A 22,039-nucleotide genomic window follows, 5' to 3' on the forward strand; every position below is an offset into this window, starting at 1 on the left:
ATTCGTAAGACCCCTGGAAGAACACCAGGTTGATAGGCTCGGGGTGGAAGCGCGGTAACGTGTGGAGCTGACGAGTACTAATCGGTCGAGGGCTTATCCTAACAGGTTGGCCCAGTAAGACAAATGATACTTCACCTTTCTTTCGCTCTACACTTTTGTTTCGTATCCGGTTTTCAAGGCGCAAGTCCTTGAAATGAATGATCTGGTCTGGTGATGACGGCGGAGGGGTTCCACGCGTACCCATCCCGAACACGACCGTTAAGCCCTCCAGCGCCAATGGTACTTGGACCGCAGGGTCCTGGGAGAGTAGGACGTCGCCAGGCTGGACAGATTCATATCTGCATTAAAGGTCTTGCTAACAGCAAGACCTTTTTTTGTTGCTGCAGCAAATTGGGAAAAAAAGTCGCTCATTTTTTTTGTCTCGACAAGCGATTGCGTTATAATAAATGAATACGGATTTGAAAACCGACACTCAGCAGAAGGAGACTATCTATGCCCAGAAACAAACAACACAGAAAACTGAAGTTCACGGATTATCTCATCAAGTTTATTTTCATCACGCTCGGAGCGGTGTTAATGGGGGTCGCTCTTGAAGTTTTCCTGGTGCCGAATGAAGTCATCGACGGCGGAATTACCGGGATTTCCATCGTTTTATCCAAAGTGACGCCCATTGCGCTAGGCGTATTTATATTTCTGATCAACCTTCCATTCTTGCTTATTGGTTATAAACAGATCGGCAAGACCTTTGCGATATCGACTTTATATGGAGTCGCCGTTATGTCGGTTACGACCGCACTCCTTCATCACGTCGAGCCGTTCACCAACGAAAAGATATTGGCCGTGTTATACGGAGGTCTTATTCTAGGTCTTGGCGTCGGATTGGTGATCCGTTTCGGCGGCGCGCTCGATGGCTCCGAGATCGTGGCGATCTTGCTGTCTAAGAAAATGCGGTTACCCGTCGGACAGATTATTATGTTCTTTAACATCTTTATTTTTATCATCGCGGGTTTCGTGTTTGGAGCCGATTCGGCCATGTACTCCATCTTTACGTTCTATATCGCGGCCAAGGTAATGGACATCGTCGTGGAAGGCTTGGACGAATCGAAGTCGGCTACGATCATCTCGGGCGAACACGAAGAAATCTCAGAGGCGATCATGGATAGATTAGGAAGAAATACGACACTGATCTACGCCAAAGGCGGGTATACGAAAGAGGATACGCAGATGATCTATTGCGTAGTGACTCGGCTAGAGGTCGCTAAACTGAAGGCGGTCGTGCATGAGATTGATCCGAAGGCGTTTATCTCCATATCGAACGTGGCCGACGTTCTCGGGGGAAATATCGAGAAAAAAAGTATTCATTAATCTGGGAAAAACAAGCTAATAAATATCGGTGTAAACCTCCATACTATCCTGAGAAGCGCGCAGGAGCGGAGGGAAATCATGTTCAGATTAAAAGTGCCGGCACTCATCGGTATGTGTTTGTCGATCATCGTCGTCACCTGCGGTTTTCAGGGACAGCCGGTCAGAAAAACGCGAGCTTATTACGAAGAACGCGAAGAGGTCGTGTGGGAAGTCCCTATGCAGGAAAAAATGATCGCGCTGACGTTCGATGATGGCCCCAATCCCGTTACGACTCCGCAAATTCTGGATTTGCTTAACGAGTATGAGGCGAAGTCCACCTTTTTCGTCATCGGCAAACGTATGGACCGATTTCCGGAAGTCGTGAAGCGCGAAGCTGCGGAAGGGCATGAAGTCGCGAATCATACATACAGTCATCTGTATTTAAATCATCGCGTCACCAGGGAGAAGCTTCTGGAGGAACTCTCGAAGACGGAGGAGAAGATCGTTAGTCTTACGGGCAAGCATTCCCCATGGTTCAGGCCGCCGGGCGGTTTTTTTAACGATTCGGTCATTCAGATCGCGCGGGAAAAAGGATACAAGATGGTGTTATGGTCATGGCATCAGGATACGAAGGATTGGAGCTCGCCCGGAACGAACAAGATTATCAACAAAGTATTGAAGAACGTTCGCAATGGAGACATCATTTTGTTCCATGATCATGTCGAAGGTTCCAGCCAAACGGTACAGGCTCTGAAAACGATCCTTCCCGAGCTGAAGAGGCGCGGGTATCAGATGGTCACGGTATCAATGTTAATCCAGCACAAGAAATCGAATTCGCTCCTAGGCAAGCCGCAGCATTGATCCCGAAAGGAAAACCGGCTTATATCGAAACCCGTCTCTTAGCAGAGATGGGTTTTTTTGATATTTAATATCAATTTCTTACAGTATTTATGGAACATCAGAAAAATTTAAGAAATTATTAATGATTTTACTGTAAAATGGAAATGAATCGTTATGTTCATATTATACATAGGGGGCTCATTAATTTGCGGAAAACTTTATCAACCATTATGGCCTTAGCGGTTTTGCTGGCATTGCTCAGCGGCTGCGGCGGTGGCGGCGGGTCCAAAAAAGTAGAGCAGCTGGAAGAGATAGGAAAAGACGACGAAGTTAAAATCAAAATTATGTTCTGGGACAGCAATTATTTTTTCCAGGAATACGGCAATATGTTCGCGACTCAATTCCCGAACATCGAGATCGAAGTGGTAAACATGCAATCGATCTATAACGGCGATTCGTCGGAACCGATGGATAAAAGATTCGATAAGTTCATCGAGGATAACAAACCGGACGTTTTGCTTCTGCAGGGATCCGATTACGAGAAATACGCGCAGAATGGGCAGCTGTTCCCCCTTGAAGCGGTTATCGAACAGGACAAGTTTGATTTGGAAGGCATCCATCCAGCCATCCTTAAGCTTCTGAGGGAGCAAGGAGGCGGTAAGCTGTACGGACTGTCGCCGGATTTCTCAAGCCAGGCTCTTTATTACAATGTCGACATGTTCAAAAAGTACGGCGTAGAATTGCCGCGCGATTCGATGAGCTGGGAAGAAGTTTTTGAGTTGGCTAAGCGATTCCCGACAGATGGTGATAAGGACAAAAGAATTTACGGTTTGACGATGGACAGCTATATGTCCATCGATAACCTGATCCAAACGATTGGATCGGGTCAGGACCTTAGAATTCTGAATTCGGACGCAACGGAATTGAACATCAACACGGATTCGTGGAAAAAAATATTCCAGTCGACGATAGACGCCGCGAAGTCAGGATCAATATATATTCCGACTGAGGAAGATAGAAATGGCGCGTTTTCATCGATGGAGGATTACTTCAAGAAAGATCTGTTTATTATGGGCCGTTCGGCTATGTCGTTTAAGCATAGTTACGCGGTTCAGCAGATTACTCAAGCGAAAGATCAGTTGAAGGATGTTACTCCCGTGAATTGGGATATCGTAACGGCGCCAGTTGATCCGAACAACCGGACGCAGAGCAGCTACTTCAGCCTAGGCAATATTTTCGCCGTTAACGCAAACTCCGCTAGTCCGCGCGCCGCATGGGAGTTCGTGAAATACATTAACAGCGACGGATTTGCCAAGCTGAAGTCGAAATCCAGTTACGGCAATTTGATGAGTCGGACGAAGCACAATCCGGATAAGGACGGCAGGAGCATGGAGCCGTTCTATAAGCTCGAGCCGAAAGCGAACACGAACAGCGAGTATATGAAAGCGCCAAGTAAATTTTTCGGGGCGTTCTCCGGAGTCGTGAAGCAGGAGGTCGACGCCGTCCTAGCAGACAAGGAGTCGGTGGAAGAAGCGCTTAAGGCGATCCAACAGAAGGGGCAAGAGGAGCTTGTCAAATCAAGGCAAGAGGCCGAGAAGGATGAAGCTTCCCCTTCAGCGAGCAACGAATAATCCAAGATAATACGACGATAGAGGCTCTCCGCGGATGTTTGCACATCCAAGGGGGGCCTTTTCGTCGATTCGCAGTCATATCGGCGTCGGACGATCGTAAATATGTAAGAAGCGGGAGAGGAGGGCGGCTGATGGATTGGTGGGGAATATGGCTGATCGTAGGGGGAACTCTGCTAATCGCAGAGCTGTTGACGCTTACGTTTTATTTGCTCTGGCTTGGCGTGGGCGCGATCGTCGCCGCCATCGTCGCGCTAATCGCGCCGGAGGCCTATCTGATTCAAGCGTTAGCGGGGGGACTTGCGGCGCTTGTTCTGACGATTTACACGAAATCGTTAACCCGGCACTTCAGAAAATCGAAAGGATATCGTGATGTTTACGAAGATTTTGTCGGCAAGGCGGGTATTGTTATGGAAGCGATTTCTCCCGAGAGTCCTGGAATCGTGAAGATCGGCAGCGAAACTTGGAGCGCCGTATCGCAAGAGGCGTTGCCGAAAGATGAACACGTAAGGGTCATCGGGCGGAGAACGACGGTGTTGGAAGTCCAGAAGTGGGGAGGCAAAACGGAATGATTTATATCGTGGCTTTAATTGTCATCGTGATCGTGCTTGTTGTCATCCTGTCGGTCAAGATCATCCCTCAACAGCGTGTCGGCGTCGTGGAGCGGCTTGGCAAGTATCATCGCCTGTTAACGCCCGGAGTGAATATTCTCGTGCCGTTTATCGACAACGTCCGTATTTTCCACGATCTCCGGATTCAGCAAGCGAACGTGCCGCCGCAGACCGTCATTACGAAGGACAATGTGCAGGTACAGATCGACACGATCATCTTTTATCAAATTGTTGCGCCCGAGCATGCTACATACGGAATTTCGGATTACGTATACGGCGTTCGCAATATTACGACAGCGACGCTGCGCCAGATTATCGGGAACATGGAACTCGATGAAACGCTATCCGGCAGAGAAAGAATATCGTCTAATATCCGGTTGGCATTGGATGAGGCTACGGAGAAGTGGGGAGTGCGAATCGAACGGGTCGAAGTATTGGATATCAAGCCTCCTTCCGATATCCAGGAAGCGATGGATAAGCAAATGAAGGCGGAGAGGAACAAGCGGGCAATTGTGCTGGAGGCGGAAGCGGCCAAGCAGGATTTGATCCTTCGCTCCGAAGGGGATAAGCAAAGCAAAATCTTAAAGTCGGAAGGCGAGAAAGAGGCGCGAATTCGCCAGGCCGAAGGATTGCGGCACGCGCAGGAGCTGGAGGCGCTTGGTCAGGCCAAGGCCATTCAAGCGGTTGCCGAAGCCGAGAAGGTTAGGATCGAGTTGCTCAGATCCGCCGGACTAGACGAGAACGTGCTGGCTTATTATTCGTTCGAGGCACTGGGGCACATCGCCAAAGGGCCGGCTAACAAAGTATTTTTGCCGGTCAGCGCGGCGGATACGCTCGGAAGCATCGGCGCGATTGGCGAGGCGTTCAAGAAGAAATCGTCTGAATAACGTAAAAAAGGAGCCCCCTCGGTAGAGAGGGCTCCCGCGATTCCTTACAGCACGCGGCGAGCCGTGATGTAACGCTTGGAATATTTACTTAGGTCGCTGATCAAAATACCATTAAAGCTACTGCCGATCGTATTGTGAATGAACTGGCCATTGCCGATATAGATGCCAACGTGGTTGACTTTGCCCGGCGTCGATACGCTGAAGAAGACCAGATCGCCTTTTTTCAGATTACTTTTGGAGACGAATTTGCCTTGCTTGCTTTGTGCTTGGGAGCCCCATGTCAAGTTGACGCCTTGCTTGCCGAACACGTACTTCGTGAAGGAAGAGCAGTCGAAGATCAGCTTGCTTGGATTGTTCTGGCCGAATTTATATTTAACCTTCCCTTTAAGTTGCTTGGCTAATGCGACAATCGAATCGGCTTTCTGTGCCGATGTTTTGCTAGCGGAAGCGGTCGTGGTTGCCGCGTAAGCGGACTGCTGCGTACCGGAGATACCTGCACCAACGATGATGACCGCGAAACATGCCGTACCTATAATCAACTTTTTGAGATGTTTTACAATATTCATATATACCCTCCTGTTAATTGGCTTGATGACAGAAGGAAGTATAACATGCTGCTTGTCCCCAATTGGAGAATATAAGGCCATCTTAATATTGGGAATATGTGGCCCAGAGGGCAGCTGATTGACGGTTATGCCCATCTTCTTCTATAATCTATAGTTATCGGATAATTCTGATATTAATCATTCATTTCATAAGGGAGAGGGTGCTTGTGCGGATGTACGAACTGAAGGATCGGAGTTGGCTTTTCGTCTTTACGGGACCTGACGGTTCCGGTCGGAAATCGGTTGCGGAAGCGGTAGGCCACACCTTTGGCATGGAGAAGATCGTATCTTACGTTACGCGGCAGCCCAGGCCGGGTGAAGTGAACGGGCAGGATTATCGCTTTATCTCGCATGATTCCTATCGGGAGATGGAGAGCCACGGAGAATTTCTCGAAAGCGTCGAGATCGACGGGAATCTGTACGGCATTCGCAGCCTGGATGTCGAGAGTATGCTGGAAAAGCATGATTCGGCTTATTTGATCCTTAATCGTGAAGGCGCTACCATTCTGAAGAAAATTTACGGCGACAAGGTTGTCCGATTGTTTCTCTATGCCGACCGGCGCACGGTAGAAGAGCGTCAGCGAAAGCTCGGTTTGCCCGATGACGTGATCTCCCAGCACCTGGGACACTACGATACTGAAATGGAATATCGCGGCTTTTGCGAGCATGCGTTCGAGAATTACGATTTGGCACAGACGACCTATGAGATTACGAATACGTTGGAGAATTACTTGCAGCGCGACTTGGTCGATAAGGACTAATATTGTTATCAGACGGGGACCGCAATTCCCGAAGGCGATTCGGGGTTGCGGTCTCTTTTTTGATTATATTGCGAAGTTTGAGGTATTCGCGAATGGATGCCCTGCGCCTTGTTATTAGTATCGTTCCTTAAGAAGTAACTTGGCTGGCGGAGTTACGGGGTGCTTGAAGGCGAACGAGCTGGCCGAGACGAACACATTTCAGACGATCGAGTGGGCATGAGCACTTGATAGAAAGATCCCGTTGACGGTCGTGTAAATTCATGGTACTGTATCGTTACAAATCAATCACGTAAAGCGGAAGCACCGCAAATTTCGACATTAACACGTCGGGGTTTGCGGTTTTTTGTGTTTCCGGAAGGGGAGGCGATAGAGGATGGTCAAGCGAGTGGTGCTGGCGGTGGTTCAGCGCGAGTATGCGGCTAAGCTGGCCGAGTACTTGCGGGAAGAAGAGCCGGGTTGGGATATCGCGGCATATACGCACGACAGCGCCTTGCGAAGAGAACTGCAAGGAAACGGAAAGATCGATTTGTTGATCGGACAGCCGGAACTGCTCGGCCAGGTCATGCAGATGTGCGGCAAGGCGGGCAAGATCGTTGCACTGGTGGATGGGAATAGCTCGGTCGGTGAGCATTGGATCGAGATCGGCCAGTACCAGCCGTTGCCGACGATTTTATCCTCTATTCGCGGCGCCATTGGATTGGAGGCCGCCGTCTCGGCGGAGGGCTGCCAAACATGGACGGTATTCTCGGCATCCGGCGGAACCGGCAAGACGACGGTCGCCTTGAATCTCGCGAGACAAGCCGGAGAACGTGGATTGCGCGTGTTTTATTTCAATCTGGAATCGTTAAATGCGACAGCTCTTCTATTCGGGAAGGGCGAACCAGACAGTTTATCCAGACTGTTGTATACACTTCAGACGCATCCCGAGCAATGGGACGAATTGGCGAAGCGGGCTATCCGGCATCAGCCGCAATTGCGCGCCGATTATATCGACGCGCCCGAGCATCCGGGCGAGAGGCTGGCGCTAACCCCGGAATTAACGGAGGAATTCCTTCGCAAGCTCAAGAGCCTGGGTCGATACGATCTGATCGTGATCGATCCGGATTCCGGCGCCGACGAATGGCATCGGCGGCTGCTCGAAATAAGCGATAGAGTGTTATGGCTAACCCTGGACGATGTCCAGAATTTGCGAAAAACCGAAAAGCTGCTTCGGTATTGGCATGAGTATTTTGCAGATAAGATGTACAAGTTCGCTATCGTGATGAACAAATCCAATGGCAATAGGTTCGTGAATCGCTTGGAGATGCCGGCAGCTTCCGAGCCCATCCTGCTTCCGTACATTCCGCAATGGAAAACAGTTGATCAACCGGGCAGATTGCTCTCCGTGCCGGCGTTCGCCGGGGCGGTTGGGGAATTGCTAGTCGGATTCGCCGGTTCGGACGGAACAACGAACGGAGGGAGACGAAGAAGGGAGGGAGGATATGAGAACGAGCGGACTCGAAGCGGAGGAGTTGGCTGAGTTAAGGGAAGCCGTGCGGGCGCGTTTATCCTGGGACAGCTCGGTTTCGGACGAGGAGCTGCTGCAGCTAATCGAGAGCGAGCTATTCGGGAGAGAGCGGATTCGCCGCATGACGGCTGGGGAGCGGAGATCGGCGGTCATGAGACTATTTCACTCCTTCCGCGGCCTGGACGCATTGCAGCCTTTGCTTGAAGATCCGGAGATCACGGAAATTATGATCAACTCGTACCAAGAGATTTTTATCGAGAAAGGCGGCAAATTGAAATCCGTTAATCTGGGTTTCGAGAGCAGCGAGAGGTTGGAAAATCTGATACAAAGCATAGTCGGACGAGTGAACAGGATCGTTAACGAAGCTTCCCCGATCGTCGACGCGCGTCTACCTGACGGCTCGCGGGTTCATGTCGTGCTGCCGCCGATCGCGTTAAAAGGACCGACCGTAACGATTCGCCGGTTCCCGCAACATCCGCTAGGGATCGAGCAATTAATCGCCAAGGAAGCGATCTCGCAAGAAGCCGCCGATTTTCTACGCGATATGGTCACTGCGAAATACAATTTGTTTATCAGCGGCGGGACCGGGTCGGGCAAGACGACTTTCCTTAACGCGCTTTCCCAGTGGATCCCTTCCGCCGAACGCGTCATTACGATCGAGGATGCTGCCGAATTGCAGCTCCGGGGCATAGCCAATCTGGTTTCTCTGGAGACTCGGAATGCGAATAGCGAAGGAAAAGGTCAAATTGCCATTCGCGATCTTATTCGGGCTTCGTTAAGGATGAGACCTAACCGCATTATCGTCGGCGAAGTGAGGGGCGCCGAGGCGTTGGATATGCTGCAGGCCATGAACACGGGACATGAAGGTTCCTTATCTACCGGACACGCCAACGGCGCTAGGGATATGATCTCCAGATTGGAAACGATGGTGCTAGGAGGAGCGGATTTGCCTGTTCCGGTCGTCCGTAAACAGATCGCATCGGCTCTCGATATGATCATTCATCTGAGTCGATTCCGGGACTCTTCGCGACGGGTGACGGAAATCTGCGAGGTAAAGGGAGTTCGGGATGGCGAAGTCGAGTTGCATACGTTATTTCGTTTCGAGGAGGAAGGAGAACGCGGCGGCAAGATCGTCGGCCGTTTACGGCGAGTAGAACCGTTAATGAATACGGAAAAACTGCGGGATTCCGGCTTATTGGGGAGGGAGGGCGAGTGACGGAGTATTCCGCGTACCGATTAAGCGCGAAAGAAAGAGCTTTGGCGATTGTCATGGGCTGCGTATTTTGCTACGCGGCGATATGGATCGTCTACCGTCAACCGGTCATGGCTGCGATTGCCTCGCCGCTAGGTATTTTGTACCCGCGTATGTACGCCGGGAACTTATGCCGGAAGCGCATAGAGAAGTTGCGGCAGCAGTTCAAGGACGCTCTGCAGGCGCTGACTTCGCTGTTATCCGCCGGAAGATCGGTAGAGAACGCTTTTATGGCGCTCGAGAACGATTTGGTTTTGCTCATCGGGGATTCGGATTCCGACTTGATCAAGGAATTGAGGGCGATCTCCAATCGGCTTCGGAACGGGGAGCAGCTTGAGACCGCTTTGCAGGATTTCGCCGGGCGTTCCGGATTGGAGGAGGTGAGGAATTTCACCGAGGCGATCACGATCTGCAAGAGAGCGGGGGGTGACTTGGTCGAAGTCGTGAGAAGGACGTCCCAATTGATTTCCGAGAAGCTGGAAGTCGAGCTTGAAGTATCCGTGCTTGTCGCCCAAAAAAAATTCGAATCGAAGCTCATGATGGGGATGCCGTTCGCGTTCGTCGGCATACTCGGATTTATGGCGGCCGATTATATGCAACCTATGCGCGAAGGGATGGGGATCGTTGTGTTGACCGTTTGTTTGGCGCTGTTAACGCTCTGTTGTTGGTGGATGATGAGAATTATGGATATCCGAATATGAGCGGATGGGCAATGGCGGTTGCCGGCATAGGCGATTTGGCGATATATACCGCGCTCGTCGCCCTTGCACTTAGAGAACGAAAGAAAGGCAAGTTCAGGCTTCAAGTCGAACCGTTCGTTCCGCTTGTGAATTATCCGCCCGTGTGGTCGAAATTGAATCCTTTGTTAAACAAGACAAGGATATCCCTGTCCATATTGAATGGGGGTGTCTGTTCTCGCGAAAGACTCGCCGACTGGGCGGCGGAAAGTATCGGAACGGCTTATGCCGCCTTGACGGGAATGGGGCTGCTCGCTCTTCTGACGAATACGCCCGGTTTATGGGTACTTGGGGCAATTCTGTCGGGATGCCTTCCCGCTTTGCGGATCAAGGAGCTGTTCGGGAAGGTAAGCAAGAGGCGTCAGAGCATTGTAATGGAGCTTCCCGAGCTGTTAAGCAAGCTGCTTCTAATGGTTAATGCGGGCGAGAACGTCATGCGCGCATTGGCAAAGGCTGCTGAACAGAAGCGGGACGAGACGAATCCCTTATATGTGGAGTTAAGAGCCGCGATCGAGAGCATGAAGCGGGGGGAAACATTGGCCGCAGCGCTCGAGGAAATGGGGAGAAGATGCGCCGTGCCGGAAGTGAAGCTGTTCGCGACGACCGTACTGATTAACGCGCGAAGGGGAGGAGATGCTTTTGTCCCCGCTTTGCGGGAGCTGACGCGGCAAATGTGGGAGAAAAGAAAAGCGATCGCCAGAACGCTCGGCGAGCAGGCTTCTTCAAGGCTGGCCTTTCCTTTGACCGTCGTGTTTCTGCTGATCATGGTGTTAGTCGGAACGCCTGCGATATTCATGATGTAATAAATCCGAGACAACTCTCGAAAGGATGATGGAAATGTTAAGTTCATTGTATTTGTACGCCGTAAATGCCGTTCGCTCCCTGCGAGACGATGAAGAGGGAATCGGAACGCTTGAGCTCGTGCTTATCGTAGCCGTGTTGATCGCCGTCGTGCTCGTGTTCAGAAGAGAGATTATCGCGTTTCTGGAAACGTTGATGAACAACGTCGAGAAAAAATCGGAAGACGTGTTTAAGTAAATGGCGGGAGCGACAAGAAGATGCGGCAAAAGTATGCGGCAAGACACAACGGGATCCTTTACGCTAGAAGCTTCTATGCTGTTGCCGTGGGTGCTTATGATGACGTTTCTTTTATTGTTTTTCGCTTTGTATATCGCTCAAGGGACTTTGCTTTATTATAGCTCGTCAATCATGACGGAAAGAGCCGCGTTTAATTGGTCCAATTCCTTTAAGAAAGTTTCGACAGGCGCGTATCCTCAGGGTCAATACGACGGATTGTATTGGAGGTTGACCGACGACCGTCTCGTCCAAGGATTGTTCGGTTTGGCGACGGGGGGCGGGGAAACCTCAGTCGAGGTTTATCCGGACATGCAGGGAAGCGAGGGATCTTCCGCGGCGAGCAAGCTTGTTCGCGTCGCCTCCGCGACGGCAGGATCGCATCGCGTCGGAAGCGGGGAGATAAGCTACCGAAATATCGGGATTAAGCGGGAGATACGGGCGGGACTTGCAAGCGTCTGGCTTGCCGAACCGCTAGTCAGGCTTCGCGGCGGCGGTGCCGCGGAGGCTGAGGTATCGGCACTTGTCGTCGAACCTGCGGAGTTTCTTCGCACCTTCGATCTCATTCGTTATTATGCCGCCAAAATGAGCAGGTACTCGGAGGGGGCAGAGAAATATCGCGCGGAAGCGGCCGACGTGCTGAGCAAGCGCAAAATGTGAATGAACTCGGTTGAGGAGGAGATGAGGTGGGGGGTTCACGCAAAACAGGAGGGGTTCCTCTCCGTTCGAGACAGTCTAGCGAATCCTGGACGCAAGGGTCCGTCACGGTCTACTTTATTGCCGCAACAGCCGCATTTTTACTGATCACGGCGTTGCTTATTGATTTCGCGCGTATAGCCGCGTTTCGTAAACAAGCCGAACTGTCGGTCAAGTCGGGAGTCCGCTCGACGCTTTCCTCATTCGACCCGCTGATCTATGCGCGATACGGCTTATTCATCCGAGGAGGCGAGCAAGCGAACGAAGTGTTCAAAGCTTCGCTCGAAGGGAATTCTGCTCTTCCGGGAGAAGGAACTTTCGCGTTCCTGGATACCCGCTGGGAGGGAGCGGAAGTGACCGAAAGCCGCCCGTTGGCCGCGCATGACGTATTTCGCAGACAAATTCTCGAAGAGATGAAATACAAAGCGCCGATCGATCTTGCATTGGAAGTGGCGACCCGGTTTCGAGGCTTGTCGGGTTCTATGAAAGAGGCGGCGAAAACCGTCGACCTTCTGGAGAAAATGCGCAAGTCATACGACCGCCGGGAAGAGGCACTGGATAAAGTATTCGGCGAGCAACGTGAACAGGGAGGGAAGATTGGGCAATTGCTAGATTCCGCGGTCGGCTCCGCTAGCGGGTTAATCGGGGGGTATGAGGATTACGTGACGAAAAGACTCGACAACGAATCGAGAAGGGAGTCGCTCAGAAGATGGGAGGAAAATCGGGAGAAACGCGTGGAAAATGGAGAAGATACGGAAGAAATCGAAAAGGATCGGCCTGAGGGACCGCGTTACGAAGCCGAAGTCGCTGCTTACGAATCCAGCGCCGCCGCGGCATCGGCTTCCTTAAGCAAAGCTGCTTCCTCTGCGCGATCGGCAACCGAAAGCTTCATCACGGAAGCGGCGGCCTCTCTGCTAAAGGCAATACAAGCAAATGACGAAATGATCGCCATTATCGATATGGCCAGATCGCAACCTGCTTCGTCTGTCGAAGATACGATCGGGGAACCGGAGGATAAAGATCGCCTTCGAACGATGGAGGAGCTTCGCAGAGCGGCGGAAGATCTCGTGATGGATCAGGCGTTTTTCCGAGAGTACGATGCGGAGATCCATCGGCAGCATGCGCAAGGATTAAGCTTGGCAGGTGAAGCGTCCTCGTTCGCATCTCTAGTCGGTTCCATACCGGGATCGACTGGAATGGGCCCGTCGCTCGGCGAAGGAGAGTCGCGAATTAAAAGCGCCCTTACCGAATTTATCGGAGACTATGGCGGGAACGGTAGGATCATTCGAGAGAGACAAGCCATTTTCGAGTCCTATCGTTCCTACGATAGCGAACGTAAACAAGAAGAACAAAAGGCGAAGTCCGAATGGTCCGGGGCGGCCAAATTCCTTGGTTCCTTAGCGGGAGTATCCGGGTCGGAAGAGGAGAAAACAAGCTTTAACGAGACGAATGCTCGATATATCGCTAACCGGGAATGGAATAAAACAGAAGAAGAACCGAAGAGGGCTGCTAGGAGCGACGATCCTTCCGAGGGAAGAGACGAAGCGATGGCGTCTTCGAACGGGTTAATGGATCTGCTGCAAGGAGCATTGATAGGGGCAAGGGATCAGCTTTACTATTCCGAATATGCGATCGGCAGATTGTCGCGTTTCGATCCTCCTTCCGTCAAACATATGATCGGCGGGGGAGACGTATCGCTGAATATTCATGACCAGGAGACGGAATACGTGCTGTACGGAATAAACAATCCGGCAGGCAACATCGCGGCGGCATATGGAGAAATATTCGCTTTTCGGTTAGCGATTCGAACAATGGAGGGACTCATCGAATGCAGGTCGATGGGGCACCCCCTCCTCGTTCTAGCCGCCGCGCTGGTTTACGGCATCTCGAAAGCGATGCTGGATATGAACGCCTTATTAAACACCGGGAGGGTTCAGCTCTCGAAATATATCAAAGTCGATACGATATATACGGACTATTTGCGGCTATTTCTTCTCATTCACGGAGGTACGGGCAGTCAGATGTCCAGAACGATTGCTGTGATGGAGCATGCTTCCGGTCTAGATTTTAGCGGAGCGTACACCTATGCAAGCGGCGAAGGGACAGCTTCGGTCAGATTATGGTTCTTCCCTGGCCTTTTGAAAATCATGGGTCGTTTCGGGAATCTGGGAGGAACGGTAAAGGGGAACCGATATGAGGCGACATATGTTGCGGATAGTTCCTATCAATAAAAGACGAGAGCGGCCGAACACCTGCGAGATCGGAAGCGTTACGCTCGAGACGGCTCTCGTGATGCCGATCTTTCTGCTTCTCGTCATCTTTCTCATTTTCATGGTGCGTACGGCCGTCATTTCCATGGCTTTGCACGGAGCGCTATCCCAGACGGTCAGGCAAGCGGCTTCTGCATGGTATCCGATCGCTTTGGCTACCGACCAAGCCAGAGGATCCGAGATCAATCGGAAGATCGAGCAATGGAACGGGAAGTGGTTTAACGCAGCGGATACGATCGGGAAATACGGAACCTGGTTTCCTTCGCCTATGAGCGAATGGGCCGGGCAGGCGAGCAACATGACGTTCTCATTGGAACAGCATGCCGCAAGATTAGCGTTCGGGCAACTGGTAGAGCAGTTCTTGGACGAACGCGTTCTGGACAAATCAAGATTAACGATGACTTCCGTGGGGCTGCCCGACGTAGACGATCGGGCCAAAGCCTATTTGACAGTCGAAGCGGAATACGCGCTTCCGATGAGGGTTCCTTTTCTTGGCCGCAGACTCGTGCTCAAGGAATCGGCAAGAGAGCGGGTATGGATCGGCGGAAGCCCGTCTGCATCCAGGCAGATGAAAGAGGAGGGCGAGAAGCAGTTTCTGGTCTCTTTCGTTTCCTTGGAGCCGAATCCGGTCAAGCCGGGGCGTAAGGCTACGCTTGTCATCCGTACGGAGCCGGGGACGACCGTCGACTTGTCTATTTTGTACAAGAGCGGCTTAAGCCAGGCGAAACATCTGGGCAGTGCCGTTGCCGACGAGTCGGGGCTGATATCGTGGACCTGGCACGTATCGGGTAGGACGACGCCGGGTTATTGGAATTGGAAAGTGTCGAACGGCGAAGGAGGAACATGGGAACAGTCATTCGAGGTCGTGGGGAAAAACGGAACCGCAACGGAGGTGGGAGAACCGTGAATGCAGGGGTATGGGGATGTATATGCGTACTGCTTGCGGCCGCATGTTGGACGGATTTACGGAAAATGCGTATCCCCAATGGACTGACGCTGTCGTTCGCCGGAGGAGGAATTCTCTATCAGCTTGTTTTCCATGGCATTCAAGGCGGAGGATGGGCGTTAGCAGGAGCGTTAAGCGGAATGATTCCGCTTTACATCATGAATCGTTTTGGCGGGATCGGCGGGGGGGACGTCAAGTGGTTTGGCGCGTTCGGCGTATGGACGGGACCATCGCTAACGTTTCAATTGCTCGTCGTATCGATTTTGTTAGCGGGAGGTATAGCTTGCGCGCTTCTTGCCATGAGGCTGCCGGGAGCGCGAACGCTCGGTATAAAGTTGCGATGGCCTTGGGGAACTCATCCGTCGGAAGGCGGAAGAAGCGTGAAATTTCCTTTTATGCTGGCGGTCGCTCCAGGTTTTATGATCTTATTGGGGAAAGGATAAAGCGATATGGATCCATTAACAGTCCGCTTCGAGCAGCGGAGAGGCCATTACATGGTCGTGGAACGCGATCCTCCGCTCACTAGGGAAGATCTGAACGAGACGCAGTTGCGCATGTTGAAGGAATGCGAAATTCCGGGGCTCCTTCCAATGGAAATCGAAGAGTACGACGGACAAGTTTCCTTGCGATATTTGTTGTCCGGGACCCGTATGTTGTCGGAAGCGATGCGGGCGACTCGTTGGTCGATGGCGGAAATGGCGGGGGCGATATGCAAGCTTGCGGAAGCGATGGAAGAGTGCAGATTGTATTTGCTCGACGCCGACCGCATCCGCTTGCATGACGAGTATATTTTTGTCGGAGAGCATTGGCACGATCTAAAGTTTGTTTATTTGCCGATCGACATGCCTTCCATGCATAGGCCGGATGATCTGGAACGACTAATCGTCAGATGGATGATGAGGGTGAACGAGCCGGATGGTCAAGCGTTGCAGCAAATATTGCGGCTTGTTGCGAGCGAAGGGTTCATACCGTCCGTATTAAGCCAATACGCCAAGCAGTATTTGGCAGAGTCGAGCGGAGGGGGAAAGGCGGCGCCTCGGAATATCCCGGTTTCTTTTTCGCCTGTGGTTACCCCCATGACGCAGGATAAGCCGAGCTCGCCGAAAACCTCCCGTCCTTGGGACTTGCTGCAACCGGACTCGGGGGATTTGCAGCCGGTGTCGGAATTGTGGGGAGACGATCGGGATCCCCTGAAGGTTAATTCCAATGTGGTTAGCAATGCGGATTCGGGAAAACGCGACGGTAACGAGCCGGGGAAGCTGGACATCGGGAGATGGAGAATCGTCGTTGCTTGTATAGCCGTATTCTCCATCGCCTTGTCATGGAAGTTTATTTATTTAGGCCATCCGAGCCAGCAAATGTTATTGTTTTGCCTTTGTTTGACGTTGATCGTTAGCGCGGTAGCGCTGATGCTATGGAACGGCCCTCCGCATCGAAAAAGGGCAGGACGTGGAGATTCGTCGGTTGATCCGAATATTCGGGAGATCGAAGAAGCTTTTCAGTCGCATTCTCGTGTACGGTATGATAGTAATGACGAAAGTTCGGAATATGCTAGGTTTCCTGCTCTACGCAGATCCGAAGCACGTGAGGAGGATGCCGGTCTCCATGGGCGGGAACGGATGTTAGAGGAAACGTCATGGATCTCATCATCATCGCATGATCAAACGGCTTTGCTAGATCAAGGACATTCTTCGAATCAGCAAGCTTATTGTTTAGTGTGGAAGACAGAAAGCAACTCGCGCCGAATTCCTTTGCAAGGCAGCTCGCTCGTCATCGGCAGATCGGCGGATGTTGCGCAGCATGTAGACGATTCGGCGGGAATTTCTCGCGCTCATCTTGAATTCGTGCGGGTGTCGGAGCAATGGAAGGTGAAGGACCTCGGATCCCGCAACGGCACGAGACTTAACGACAAGCCGATGGCCCCGTATGAACTCTATGCATTGCAGACGGGAGATTGCTTGACGCTTGCTCAATCGCAATATCAATTCCAACATGCAGGAGGATGAACTTAAACGGAAAAGAAGCCCTAGCGGGTTAAATCCCGCAGGGCTTCTTCCAATTTAGGAAACGTGAATTGAAATCCGTGATCGAGCAATTTGTGAGGCATTGCCTTCTGTCCGGTAAGCACGAGCGTACTCATTTCTCCGAGAGCCGATCGAAGCATGAATCCCGGAACGGGAAACCAATGCGGACGTTTCATCGCTTTGCCCAACATTCTTCCGAACGCGTCATTGGAAACTGGGTCGGGAGCTACCGCATTGACGGCTCCCGATATGCTGGGAGTATCCAGGCAGAACAGAATCAACGATACCATGTCCTGAAGATGAATCCATGGCAGCCCTTGCTTGCCGTCGCCGATGCGACCCCCGACAAATAAGCGGTAGGGCAGCCGAATAAGCGGGAAAGCGCCGCCTTGTCGGGCGCAGACCAGACCAATTCTCAGCTTGACGATCCTATTGGCCGGAATGCAGTCTGCCGCTTCTTCCCATCGGACAACTGTAGAGCCTAGGAAATCGGCAGGTTTGGTCGGGGAGGATTCGTCGAAGATTTCATCCCCCGAATGGCCGTACAATGAAATTCCGGAGGCGTTAATCACGACGTCGGGCGGGAACCTCATACGCTTGAGATGTTCCGCGATCCGGGTTGCGGCCTCGATGCGTGATTGCACGATCCGTTCCTTCGCCTTAGCGGTCCATCTCTGGTTGATGGATTCTCCAGTCAGGTTCACGATACCGTCGAATCCGGACAAACGGTCCGGATCGACATCCCATTCCTGCCAGGTCACGTACCGCGGATGGGGGAGGGTGCTGTCGTGCAGCACGGGGGAAGGTTTGTTTCTCGTCACGATCCATACTTCGTCCCCGCGGGATAACAGAGCGTGCGTTAATGCTTTTCCGATAAACCCCGTACCGCCGCACAGCAACAAGCGCATAAGGCTTGTCCTCCCTCGTCGCTATTCTTTGTCGATCGTTATGATCGTCTTCTGCTCGATTTGCGATCCGTTCGCATCTATCGTTTCGACTTTATATTCGAATTTGACGGGAGTGTTCTCTTCCCACGAATCTACCTTATCGGCAATTTCAGCGCTGACTTGGAAACCTTCCGATCCTTGTTCGGTCTCGATCTCGATCGCGTGGCTATCTTGCAGGCCGACGTATTTTCCGGTAGCTGAGATCAGCTCGGGAGAAGCGTCAGGTGTTTCGTTAGCCGAATCCGGCGTGATGCTGGCGGAAGGGCTTGCGGAAGAGGAAGGGCTGGCCGACGGCGAAGTGTTCGCATTGTTGTTATTGCTGCTGCAGGCGGTTCCCATTAATGCCAAGGTCAGCAATGCAGCGCTCATGGCCAAAGCGGTTTTCTTATGTTTTTTCATATGTGTCTTGCACCTCCTATAGAGGTTAGACGATCTCCAGCCGCAAAGGTTTCGTTTTTCGGTCGTTCGCTTTGCGTTTCGATTATTTCAGAAGGTGGTTATAGGCGGAATAATCGATCTGGTTTTTCTCCAGAAAGCTAACCAGACTGCGATGGTCGCGAGCCGGAGTCGCCCGGATATAGCCTTCAATGCAATGTTCTTTCGTCACTTCTTTGGCGCCGCTCTCTACCGCGAGTTGTCCGATCTTGGCGGCGATGGAATGGCTGGCGATGTCCCGAAAAGGGGTCGGCACCGGAGACACTAATGTTTTCAGCATCTCTTTAGACTCATCCGTCCACAGGTCCCGGCTGCGTTCCACCCAATAATTTTGCCAATCGAGCTTGGATTTCCCGTCTTTTTGCGGGAGCACCTTCAGGAATTTGCGGAACATGAAAAAGCCGCCCACGCTCATGGACAACACGAGGACAACCGTCCAAAATCCGATAAAATAAATAAACCAAGTTGGCGTCGATCCCATAATGTTCACCTCATTCTGAAATTATAGCTCATTTCCCGAAGCGATGCGACCGAATATCCGTGCCCGGCTTACGAAAAACGCCTCGTTTCTAGATTTATTTCGACGTTCGCGATACAATAGTGAAATAATTGCGAGAATAGGCCTCCGCTAGCTGCGGAAGGACGGATCGAAAGGCGAGAGAGGAGCAGTAATATGTTAAAAATCGGATCGCATGTTTCTTTTTCGGACAAGGGTTTGCTGACGGCTACCAAAGAGGCGATTTCATACGGATCGAGTACGTTTATGATCTACACGGGAGCCCCGCAGAATACCCGCAGAAAACCGATCGAGGATCTATACATCCCACAGGGCAAGGAAGCAATGGCGGAAGGTAACATCGGCGAGATCGTCGTGCATGCCCCCTATATTGTCAATCTCGGTTCTTATAAGGAAGATACTTTTCGGCTAGCTGTCGAATTCCTTCAAGAGGAGATTCGTCGGACCCATAAGATCGGCGTGAAAAATATCGTTCTGCATCCCGGCGCTTATACGGAGAAAGACGCCGAATACGGTGTCGCGCGCATTGCCGAAGGGCTGAACGAAGTATTGGAAGGAACCAAGGAGACGGACGTGAACATTGCGCTCGAGACGATGGCGGGCAAAGGCACGGAAGTCGGCCGTTCTTTCGAGGAGCTTGCGCAAATCATCGAGCGGGTTCGGATGAACGAGCGTCTAACGGTCTGCATGGATACGTGCCATATTCACGACGCGGGATACGATATCGTCGGAGACGTGGATGGCGTTTTGCGCAAGTTCGACGAAATCGTCGGACTGAATCGGATCGCGGTCGTTCACGTCAACGACAGCAAAAATCCGCTGGGCGCGGCCAAAGACCGCCATGCTCCGATCGGTTCGGGCTGGATCGGATACGAGGGTATCGCTGGAGTAGTCGGCCATGATTTGCTTAAGGGCAAGCCTTTTATTCTCGAGACGCCGTGGATCGGGAAAAACGAGCGTCCGATGTACGAGGCGGAAATCGCGATGCTGCGGGGCGATACCGAAGAGCGGTTCGGCGGCGAGTTCATGGTAGACGTAGAGCGTCTGCATCATTTCTTCGATAAGGTCGGCATCGATTCCCGTTTGTACGTTCTCAATACTTGGGAACTGTTGAAGTCCGACGCGAAAGCCCGGAAAGCCGATCCGCGCGAACCGATGGAACGGCTGTACGACATGTTGATGGAGAATCAAGTGTTGCCGGAGGAGTACAGCGAGGAAGCGATCAACCATCGTCTGCTCGGTTATCTGGCTGGCGAGGAATGGTTGTCCAATCAATAATTATAATGCGATTAACGAAGCTACGATAAGAGAGGAAGAATAGGAAAGATGAGTCACAGTTATCAGCCGCAACAAAATAAAAGACTCGAGGACAAGAGCATTCGGGCGCGTATGCTGATCTCTTGCCCGGATAAAGCAGGCATCGTCGCGGCGGTATCGCAATTCTTGTATGAACAGGGAGCGAATATCGTTCAGTCCGACCAATATACGATGGATCCGGAAGGCGGTATGTTCTTCATGCGGATCGAGTTCGATCTGCAGGACCTCGAACAGCGTCTGCCTACGCTCCAAGAAGATTTTACCCGTGTCGCGGACCGCTTCTCCATGCGCTGGAGCATCTTCCGCGCTGCACGCCGCAAGAGAATCGCGGTATTGGTATCGAAGGAAGACCACTGCTTGCTGGAGCTACTCTGGCAATGGCAATCCGGAGACTTGGACGCGGAGATCAGCATGGTCATCAGCAACCATGACGATATGAGAGGAATCGTCGAATCTTTCGGCATTCCGTACCACCATGTGCCAGTCACGGCCGAGACGAAAGCCGAAGCCGAGCAGAAGCAACGCGAACTGATCGCCGGCAAAGTCGATCTGATCGTGCTCGCCCGTTACATGCAGATCGTATCGCCGAAGTTCATCGAACAGTACCATAACCGCATTATCAACATACATCATTCGTTCCTGCCGGCATTTGTCGGAGGCAAACCTTACCAACAAGCGTATAACCGCGGCGTCAAGCTGATCGGGGCTACTGCGCACTATGTCACCGAAGAACTGGACGGAGGCCCGATCATCGAGCAGGATATCCAGCGCGTAACCCACCGCGACGAAGTGAACGAGCTGAAGCGCATTGGACGCCACATCGAGCGGATCGTGTTGGCCCGCGCAGTTAAATGGCATGTCGAAGATAGATTGCTCGTGTACCAAAATAAAACCGTCGCATTCGTGTAAGGATCGGCGGTTTGGGGCGGCGGCAGTTGCAGGCTCTAACGGTCTGCGAGACCGTTACAGGTCAGCCGAAGCGGAAGTTGCTGGCTGTAACGGTCTGCGAGACCGTTACAGGGCCGTCGAAGCGGAAGTTGCTGGCTGTAACGGTCTGCGAGACCGTTACAGGGCCGTCGAAGCGGCAGTTGCGTGCTCTAACGGTCTGTGAGACCGTTACAGGTCAGCCGAAGCGGCAGTTGCAGGCTGTAACGGTCTGTGAGACCGTTACAGGTCTGCCGAAGAGGCAGTTGTGTGCTGTAACGGTCTGCAAGACCGTTACAGGTCTGCCGAAGCGGAAGTTGCTGTCTGTAACGGTCTGCGAGACCGTTACAGGTCCGCCGAAGAGGCAGTTGCGTGCTCTAACGGTCTGCGAGACCGTTACAGGGCCGCCGAAGGGGCAGTTGCTGGCTGTAACGGTCTGCGAGACCGTTACAGGTCCGCAAAAGCGGCAGTTGGAGGCTCTAACGGTCTGCCAGACCGTTACAGGTCCGCCGAAGGGGCAGTTGGAGGCTCTAACGGTCTGCCAGACCGTTACAGGTCCGTCGAAGCGGCAGTTGCGCGCTCTAACGGTCTGCGAGACCGCAATGCCCACCGGCCATGAATGGATAACGAGCATAATGCCGTGTTACAATGTACAAAACAAAATCGAGTTTGTACGAAATGAACGTGCGAGCGACCGAAACGTACGTGAATAGAATC

23 protein-coding genes and 2 rRNA genes are annotated in these 22,039 nt (G+C 52.1%); 21 read left to right on the forward strand and 4 right to left on the reverse strand.

The window, feature by feature from the left end; genetic code table 11:
* The 7 genes from FPZ45_RS25550 to FPZ45_RS16055 form a co-directional block, all read left to right on the forward strand.
* Positions 1-101: ribosomal RNA gene (locus tag FPZ45_RS25550) — 23S ribosomal RNA — on the forward strand; the annotation flags it as partial.
* A gap of 105 nt (positions 102-206) precedes the next feature.
* Positions 207-323: ribosomal RNA gene (rrf, locus tag FPZ45_RS16030) — 5S ribosomal RNA — on the forward strand.
* A gap of 169 nt (positions 324-492) precedes the next feature.
* Positions 493-1,365 (forward strand): YitT family protein, encoded by an 873-nt coding sequence (locus tag FPZ45_RS16035; RefSeq protein WP_144703894.1) that lies wholly within the window; start codon positions 493-495, stop codon positions 1,363-1,365.
* 78 nt (positions 1,366-1,443) lie between these two features.
* The gene (locus tag FPZ45_RS16040; RefSeq protein ID WP_144703897.1) at positions 1,444-2,205 is read left to right on the forward strand and encodes a polysaccharide deacetylase family protein; all 762 of its coding nucleotides are present in this window, start codon (positions 1,444-1,446) and stop codon (positions 2,203-2,205) included.
* A gap of 185 nt (positions 2,206-2,390) precedes the next feature.
* Positions 2,391-3,815 (forward strand): ABC transporter substrate-binding protein, encoded by a 1,425-nt coding sequence (locus FPZ45_RS16045; RefSeq protein WP_186438420.1) that lies wholly within the window; start codon positions 2,391-2,393, stop codon positions 3,813-3,815.
* Between the two features lie 131 nt (positions 3,816-3,946).
* Positions 3,947-4,384, forward strand: coding sequence for an NfeD family protein (locus FPZ45_RS16050; RefSeq protein WP_144703903.1), 438 nt, complete (start codon positions 3,947-3,949; stop codon positions 4,382-4,384).
* Complete coding sequence (locus FPZ45_RS16055) at positions 4,381-5,310, forward strand: SPFH domain-containing protein (protein ID WP_144703906.1); 930 nt, start codon at positions 4,381-4,383, stop codon at positions 5,308-5,310. Before FPZ45_RS16050 ends, FPZ45_RS16055 begins: the two co-directional genes overlap by 4 nt.
* A 44-nt stretch (positions 5,311-5,354) precedes the next feature.
* Here FPZ45_RS16055 and FPZ45_RS16060 read toward each other — a convergent pair whose 3' ends face one another.
* Positions 5,355-5,876 carry a C40 family peptidase gene (locus FPZ45_RS16060; RefSeq protein WP_144703909.1) on the reverse strand — a complete coding sequence of 174 codons (522 nt, stop codon included), beginning with the start codon at positions 5,874-5,876 and terminating at the stop codon, positions 5,355-5,357.
* A gap of 212 nt (positions 5,877-6,088) precedes the next feature.
* Between FPZ45_RS16060 and FPZ45_RS16065 the strand changes: the two genes are divergently transcribed.
* The 11 genes from FPZ45_RS16065 to FPZ45_RS16115 all read left to right on the forward strand — a co-directional run bounded on the left by FPZ45_RS16065 (position 6,089) and on the right by FPZ45_RS16115 (position 17,164).
* Positions 6,089-6,676, forward strand: a complete 588-nt coding sequence (locus FPZ45_RS16065) for a guanylate kinase (RefSeq protein WP_144704327.1) — start codon at positions 6,089-6,091, stop codon at positions 6,674-6,676.
* 373 nt (positions 6,677-7,049) lie between these two features.
* Complete coding sequence (locus FPZ45_RS16070; RefSeq protein WP_144703912.1) at positions 7,050-8,195, forward strand: CpaE/TadZ family protein; 1,146 nt, start codon at positions 7,050-7,052, stop codon at positions 8,193-8,195.
* Positions 8,158-9,399 carry a TadA family conjugal transfer-associated ATPase gene (locus FPZ45_RS16075; protein WP_144703915.1) on the forward strand — a complete coding sequence of 414 codons (1,242 nt, stop codon included), beginning with the start codon at positions 8,158-8,160 and terminating at the stop codon, positions 9,397-9,399. Before FPZ45_RS16070 ends, FPZ45_RS16075 begins: the two co-directional genes overlap by 38 nt.
* Positions 9,396-10,136 (forward strand): type II secretion system F family protein, encoded by a 741-nt coding sequence (locus tag FPZ45_RS16080; RefSeq protein ID WP_144703918.1) that lies wholly within the window; start codon positions 9,396-9,398, stop codon positions 10,134-10,136. The genes FPZ45_RS16075 and FPZ45_RS16080 overlap by 4 nt, the downstream gene beginning before the upstream one ends.
* Positions 10,133-10,975, forward strand: coding sequence for a type II secretion system F family protein (locus FPZ45_RS16085; RefSeq protein ID WP_144703921.1), 843 nt, complete (start codon positions 10,133-10,135; stop codon positions 10,973-10,975). The genes FPZ45_RS16080 and FPZ45_RS16085 overlap by 4 nt, the downstream gene beginning before the upstream one ends.
* A gap of 34 nt (positions 10,976-11,009) precedes the next feature.
* Entirely contained in the window at positions 11,010-11,210 is a 201-nt protein-coding gene (locus tag FPZ45_RS16090) for a Flp1 family type IVb pilin (RefSeq protein ID WP_144703924.1), read from the forward strand.
* A 33-nt stretch (positions 11,211-11,243) separates the two neighbouring features.
* Positions 11,244-11,906 carry a pilus assembly protein gene (locus FPZ45_RS16095; protein ID WP_144703927.1) on the forward strand — a complete coding sequence of 221 codons (663 nt, stop codon included), beginning with the start codon at positions 11,244-11,246 and terminating at the stop codon, positions 11,904-11,906.
* Between the two features lie 26 nt (positions 11,907-11,932).
* On the forward strand, positions 11,933-14,173 hold the full coding sequence (locus FPZ45_RS16100) for a hypothetical protein (RefSeq protein WP_144703930.1): 2,241 nt from the start codon (positions 11,933-11,935) through the stop codon (positions 14,171-14,173).
* Positions 14,148-15,119, forward strand: coding sequence for a TadE family protein (locus FPZ45_RS16105; RefSeq protein WP_186438421.1), 972 nt, complete (start codon positions 14,148-14,150; stop codon positions 15,117-15,119). The genes FPZ45_RS16100 and FPZ45_RS16105 overlap by 26 nt, the downstream gene beginning before the upstream one ends.
* On the forward strand, positions 15,116-15,601 hold the full coding sequence (locus tag FPZ45_RS16110; RefSeq protein WP_186438422.1) for an A24 family peptidase: 486 nt from the start codon (positions 15,116-15,118) through the stop codon (positions 15,599-15,601). Before FPZ45_RS16105 ends, FPZ45_RS16110 begins: the two co-directional genes overlap by 4 nt.
* A 6-nt stretch (positions 15,602-15,607) precedes the next feature.
* Entirely contained in the window at positions 15,608-17,164 is a 1,557-nt protein-coding gene (locus FPZ45_RS16115) for a DUF6382 and FHA domain-containing protein (RefSeq protein ID WP_144703938.1), read from the forward strand.
* 20 nt (positions 17,165-17,184) lie between these two features.
* Here FPZ45_RS16115 and FPZ45_RS16120 read toward each other — a convergent pair whose 3' ends face one another.
* From FPZ45_RS16120 to FPZ45_RS16130, 3 genes are all read right to left on the reverse strand, one after another.
* Complete coding sequence (locus FPZ45_RS16120; protein WP_144703941.1) at positions 17,185-18,090, reverse strand: TIGR01777 family oxidoreductase; 906 nt, start codon at positions 18,088-18,090, stop codon at positions 17,185-17,187.
* Between the two features lie 21 nt (positions 18,091-18,111).
* Positions 18,112-18,528: a hypothetical protein gene (locus tag FPZ45_RS16125; RefSeq protein WP_144703944.1), complete on the reverse strand. Its 417-nt coding sequence runs from the start codon at positions 18,526-18,528 to the stop codon at positions 18,112-18,114.
* 82 nt (positions 18,529-18,610) lie between these two features.
* Positions 18,611-19,045: a DUF2621 family protein gene (locus tag FPZ45_RS16130; RefSeq protein WP_144703947.1), complete on the reverse strand. Its 435-nt coding sequence runs from the start codon at positions 19,043-19,045 to the stop codon at positions 18,611-18,613.
* Between the two features lie 192 nt (positions 19,046-19,237).
* Between FPZ45_RS16130 and FPZ45_RS16135 the strand changes: the two genes are divergently transcribed.
* Genes FPZ45_RS16135 through FPZ45_RS16145 form a run of 3 tightly spaced genes read left to right on the forward strand, consistent with a single transcriptional unit; the run spans position 19,238 to position 22,035 of the window.
* Positions 19,238-20,359: a deoxyribonuclease IV gene (locus FPZ45_RS16135; RefSeq protein ID WP_144703950.1), complete on the forward strand. Its 1,122-nt coding sequence runs from the start codon at positions 19,238-19,240 to the stop codon at positions 20,357-20,359.
* Positions 20,360-20,407: 48 nt separating this feature from the next.
* Positions 20,408-21,307, forward strand: a complete 900-nt coding sequence (purU, locus tag FPZ45_RS16140) for a formyltetrahydrofolate deformylase (protein WP_144703952.1) — start codon at positions 20,408-20,410, stop codon at positions 21,305-21,307.
* Between the two features lie 26 nt (positions 21,308-21,333).
* Positions 21,334-22,035, forward strand: a complete 702-nt coding sequence (locus FPZ45_RS16145; protein ID WP_144703955.1) for a hypothetical protein — start codon at positions 21,334-21,336, stop codon at positions 22,033-22,035.
* Positions 22,036-22,039 lie beyond the last annotated feature (4 nt).

Origin of the sequence: Cohnella terricola (assembly GCF_007786475.1) — a bacterium.
GTDB lineage: Bacteria > Bacillota > Bacilli > Paenibacillales > Paenibacillaceae > Cohnella > Cohnella terricola.

Bases quoted from the DNA above. Each gene is read 5' to 3' on its own strand.
- FPZ45_RS16130 (WP_144703947.1), bottom strand. From the start codon at position 19,045: ATGGGATCGACGCCAACTTGGTTTATTTATTTTATCGGATTTTGGACG.
- FPZ45_RS16135 (WP_144703950.1), top strand. From the start codon at position 19,238: ATGTTAAAAATCGGATCGCATGTTTCTTTTTCGGACAAGGGTTTGCTG.
- FPZ45_RS16055 (WP_144703906.1), top strand. From the start codon at position 4,381: ATGATTTATATCGTGGCTTTAATTGTCATCGTGATCGTGCTTGTTGTC.
- FPZ45_RS16050 (WP_144703903.1), top strand. From the start codon at position 3,947: ATGGATTGGTGGGGAATATGGCTGATCGTAGGGGGAACTCTGCTAATC.
- FPZ45_RS16120 (WP_144703941.1), bottom strand. From the start codon at position 18,090: ATGCGCTTGTTGCTGTGCGGCGGTACGGGGTTTATCGGAAAAGCATTA.
- FPZ45_RS16035 (WP_144703894.1), top strand. From the start codon at position 493: ATGCCCAGAAACAAACAACACAGAAAACTGAAGTTCACGGATTATCTC.
- FPZ45_RS16125 (WP_144703944.1), bottom strand. From the start codon at position 18,528: ATGAAAAAACATAAGAAAACCGCTTTGGCCATGAGCGCTGCATTGCTG.
- FPZ45_RS16090 (WP_144703924.1), top strand. From the start codon at position 11,010: ATGTTAAGTTCATTGTATTTGTACGCCGTAAATGCCGTTCGCTCCCTG.
- FPZ45_RS16070 (WP_144703912.1), top strand. From the start codon at position 7,050: ATGGTCAAGCGAGTGGTGCTGGCGGTGGTTCAGCGCGAGTATGCGGCT.
- FPZ45_RS16065 (WP_144704327.1), top strand. From the start codon at position 6,089: ATGTACGAACTGAAGGATCGGAGTTGGCTTTTCGTCTTTACGGGACCT.
- FPZ45_RS16095 (WP_144703927.1), top strand. From the start codon at position 11,244: ATGCGGCAAGACACAACGGGATCCTTTACGCTAGAAGCTTCTATGCTG.
- FPZ45_RS16060 (WP_144703909.1), bottom strand. From the start codon at position 5,876: ATGAATATTGTAAAACATCTCAAAAAGTTGATTATAGGTACGGCATGT.
- FPZ45_RS16040 (WP_144703897.1), top strand. From the start codon at position 1,444: ATGTTCAGATTAAAAGTGCCGGCACTCATCGGTATGTGTTTGTCGATC.
- FPZ45_RS16105 (WP_186438421.1), top strand. From the start codon at position 14,148: ATGTTGCGGATAGTTCCTATCAATAAAAGACGAGAGCGGCCGAACACC.
- FPZ45_RS16085 (WP_144703921.1), top strand. From the start codon at position 10,133: ATGAGCGGATGGGCAATGGCGGTTGCCGGCATAGGCGATTTGGCGATA.
- purU (WP_144703952.1), top strand. From the start codon at position 20,408: ATGAGTCACAGTTATCAGCCGCAACAAAATAAAAGACTCGAGGACAAG.
- FPZ45_RS16075 (WP_144703915.1), top strand. From the start codon at position 8,158: ATGAGAACGAGCGGACTCGAAGCGGAGGAGTTGGCTGAGTTAAGGGAA.
- FPZ45_RS16115 (WP_144703938.1), top strand. From the start codon at position 15,608: ATGGATCCATTAACAGTCCGCTTCGAGCAGCGGAGAGGCCATTACATG.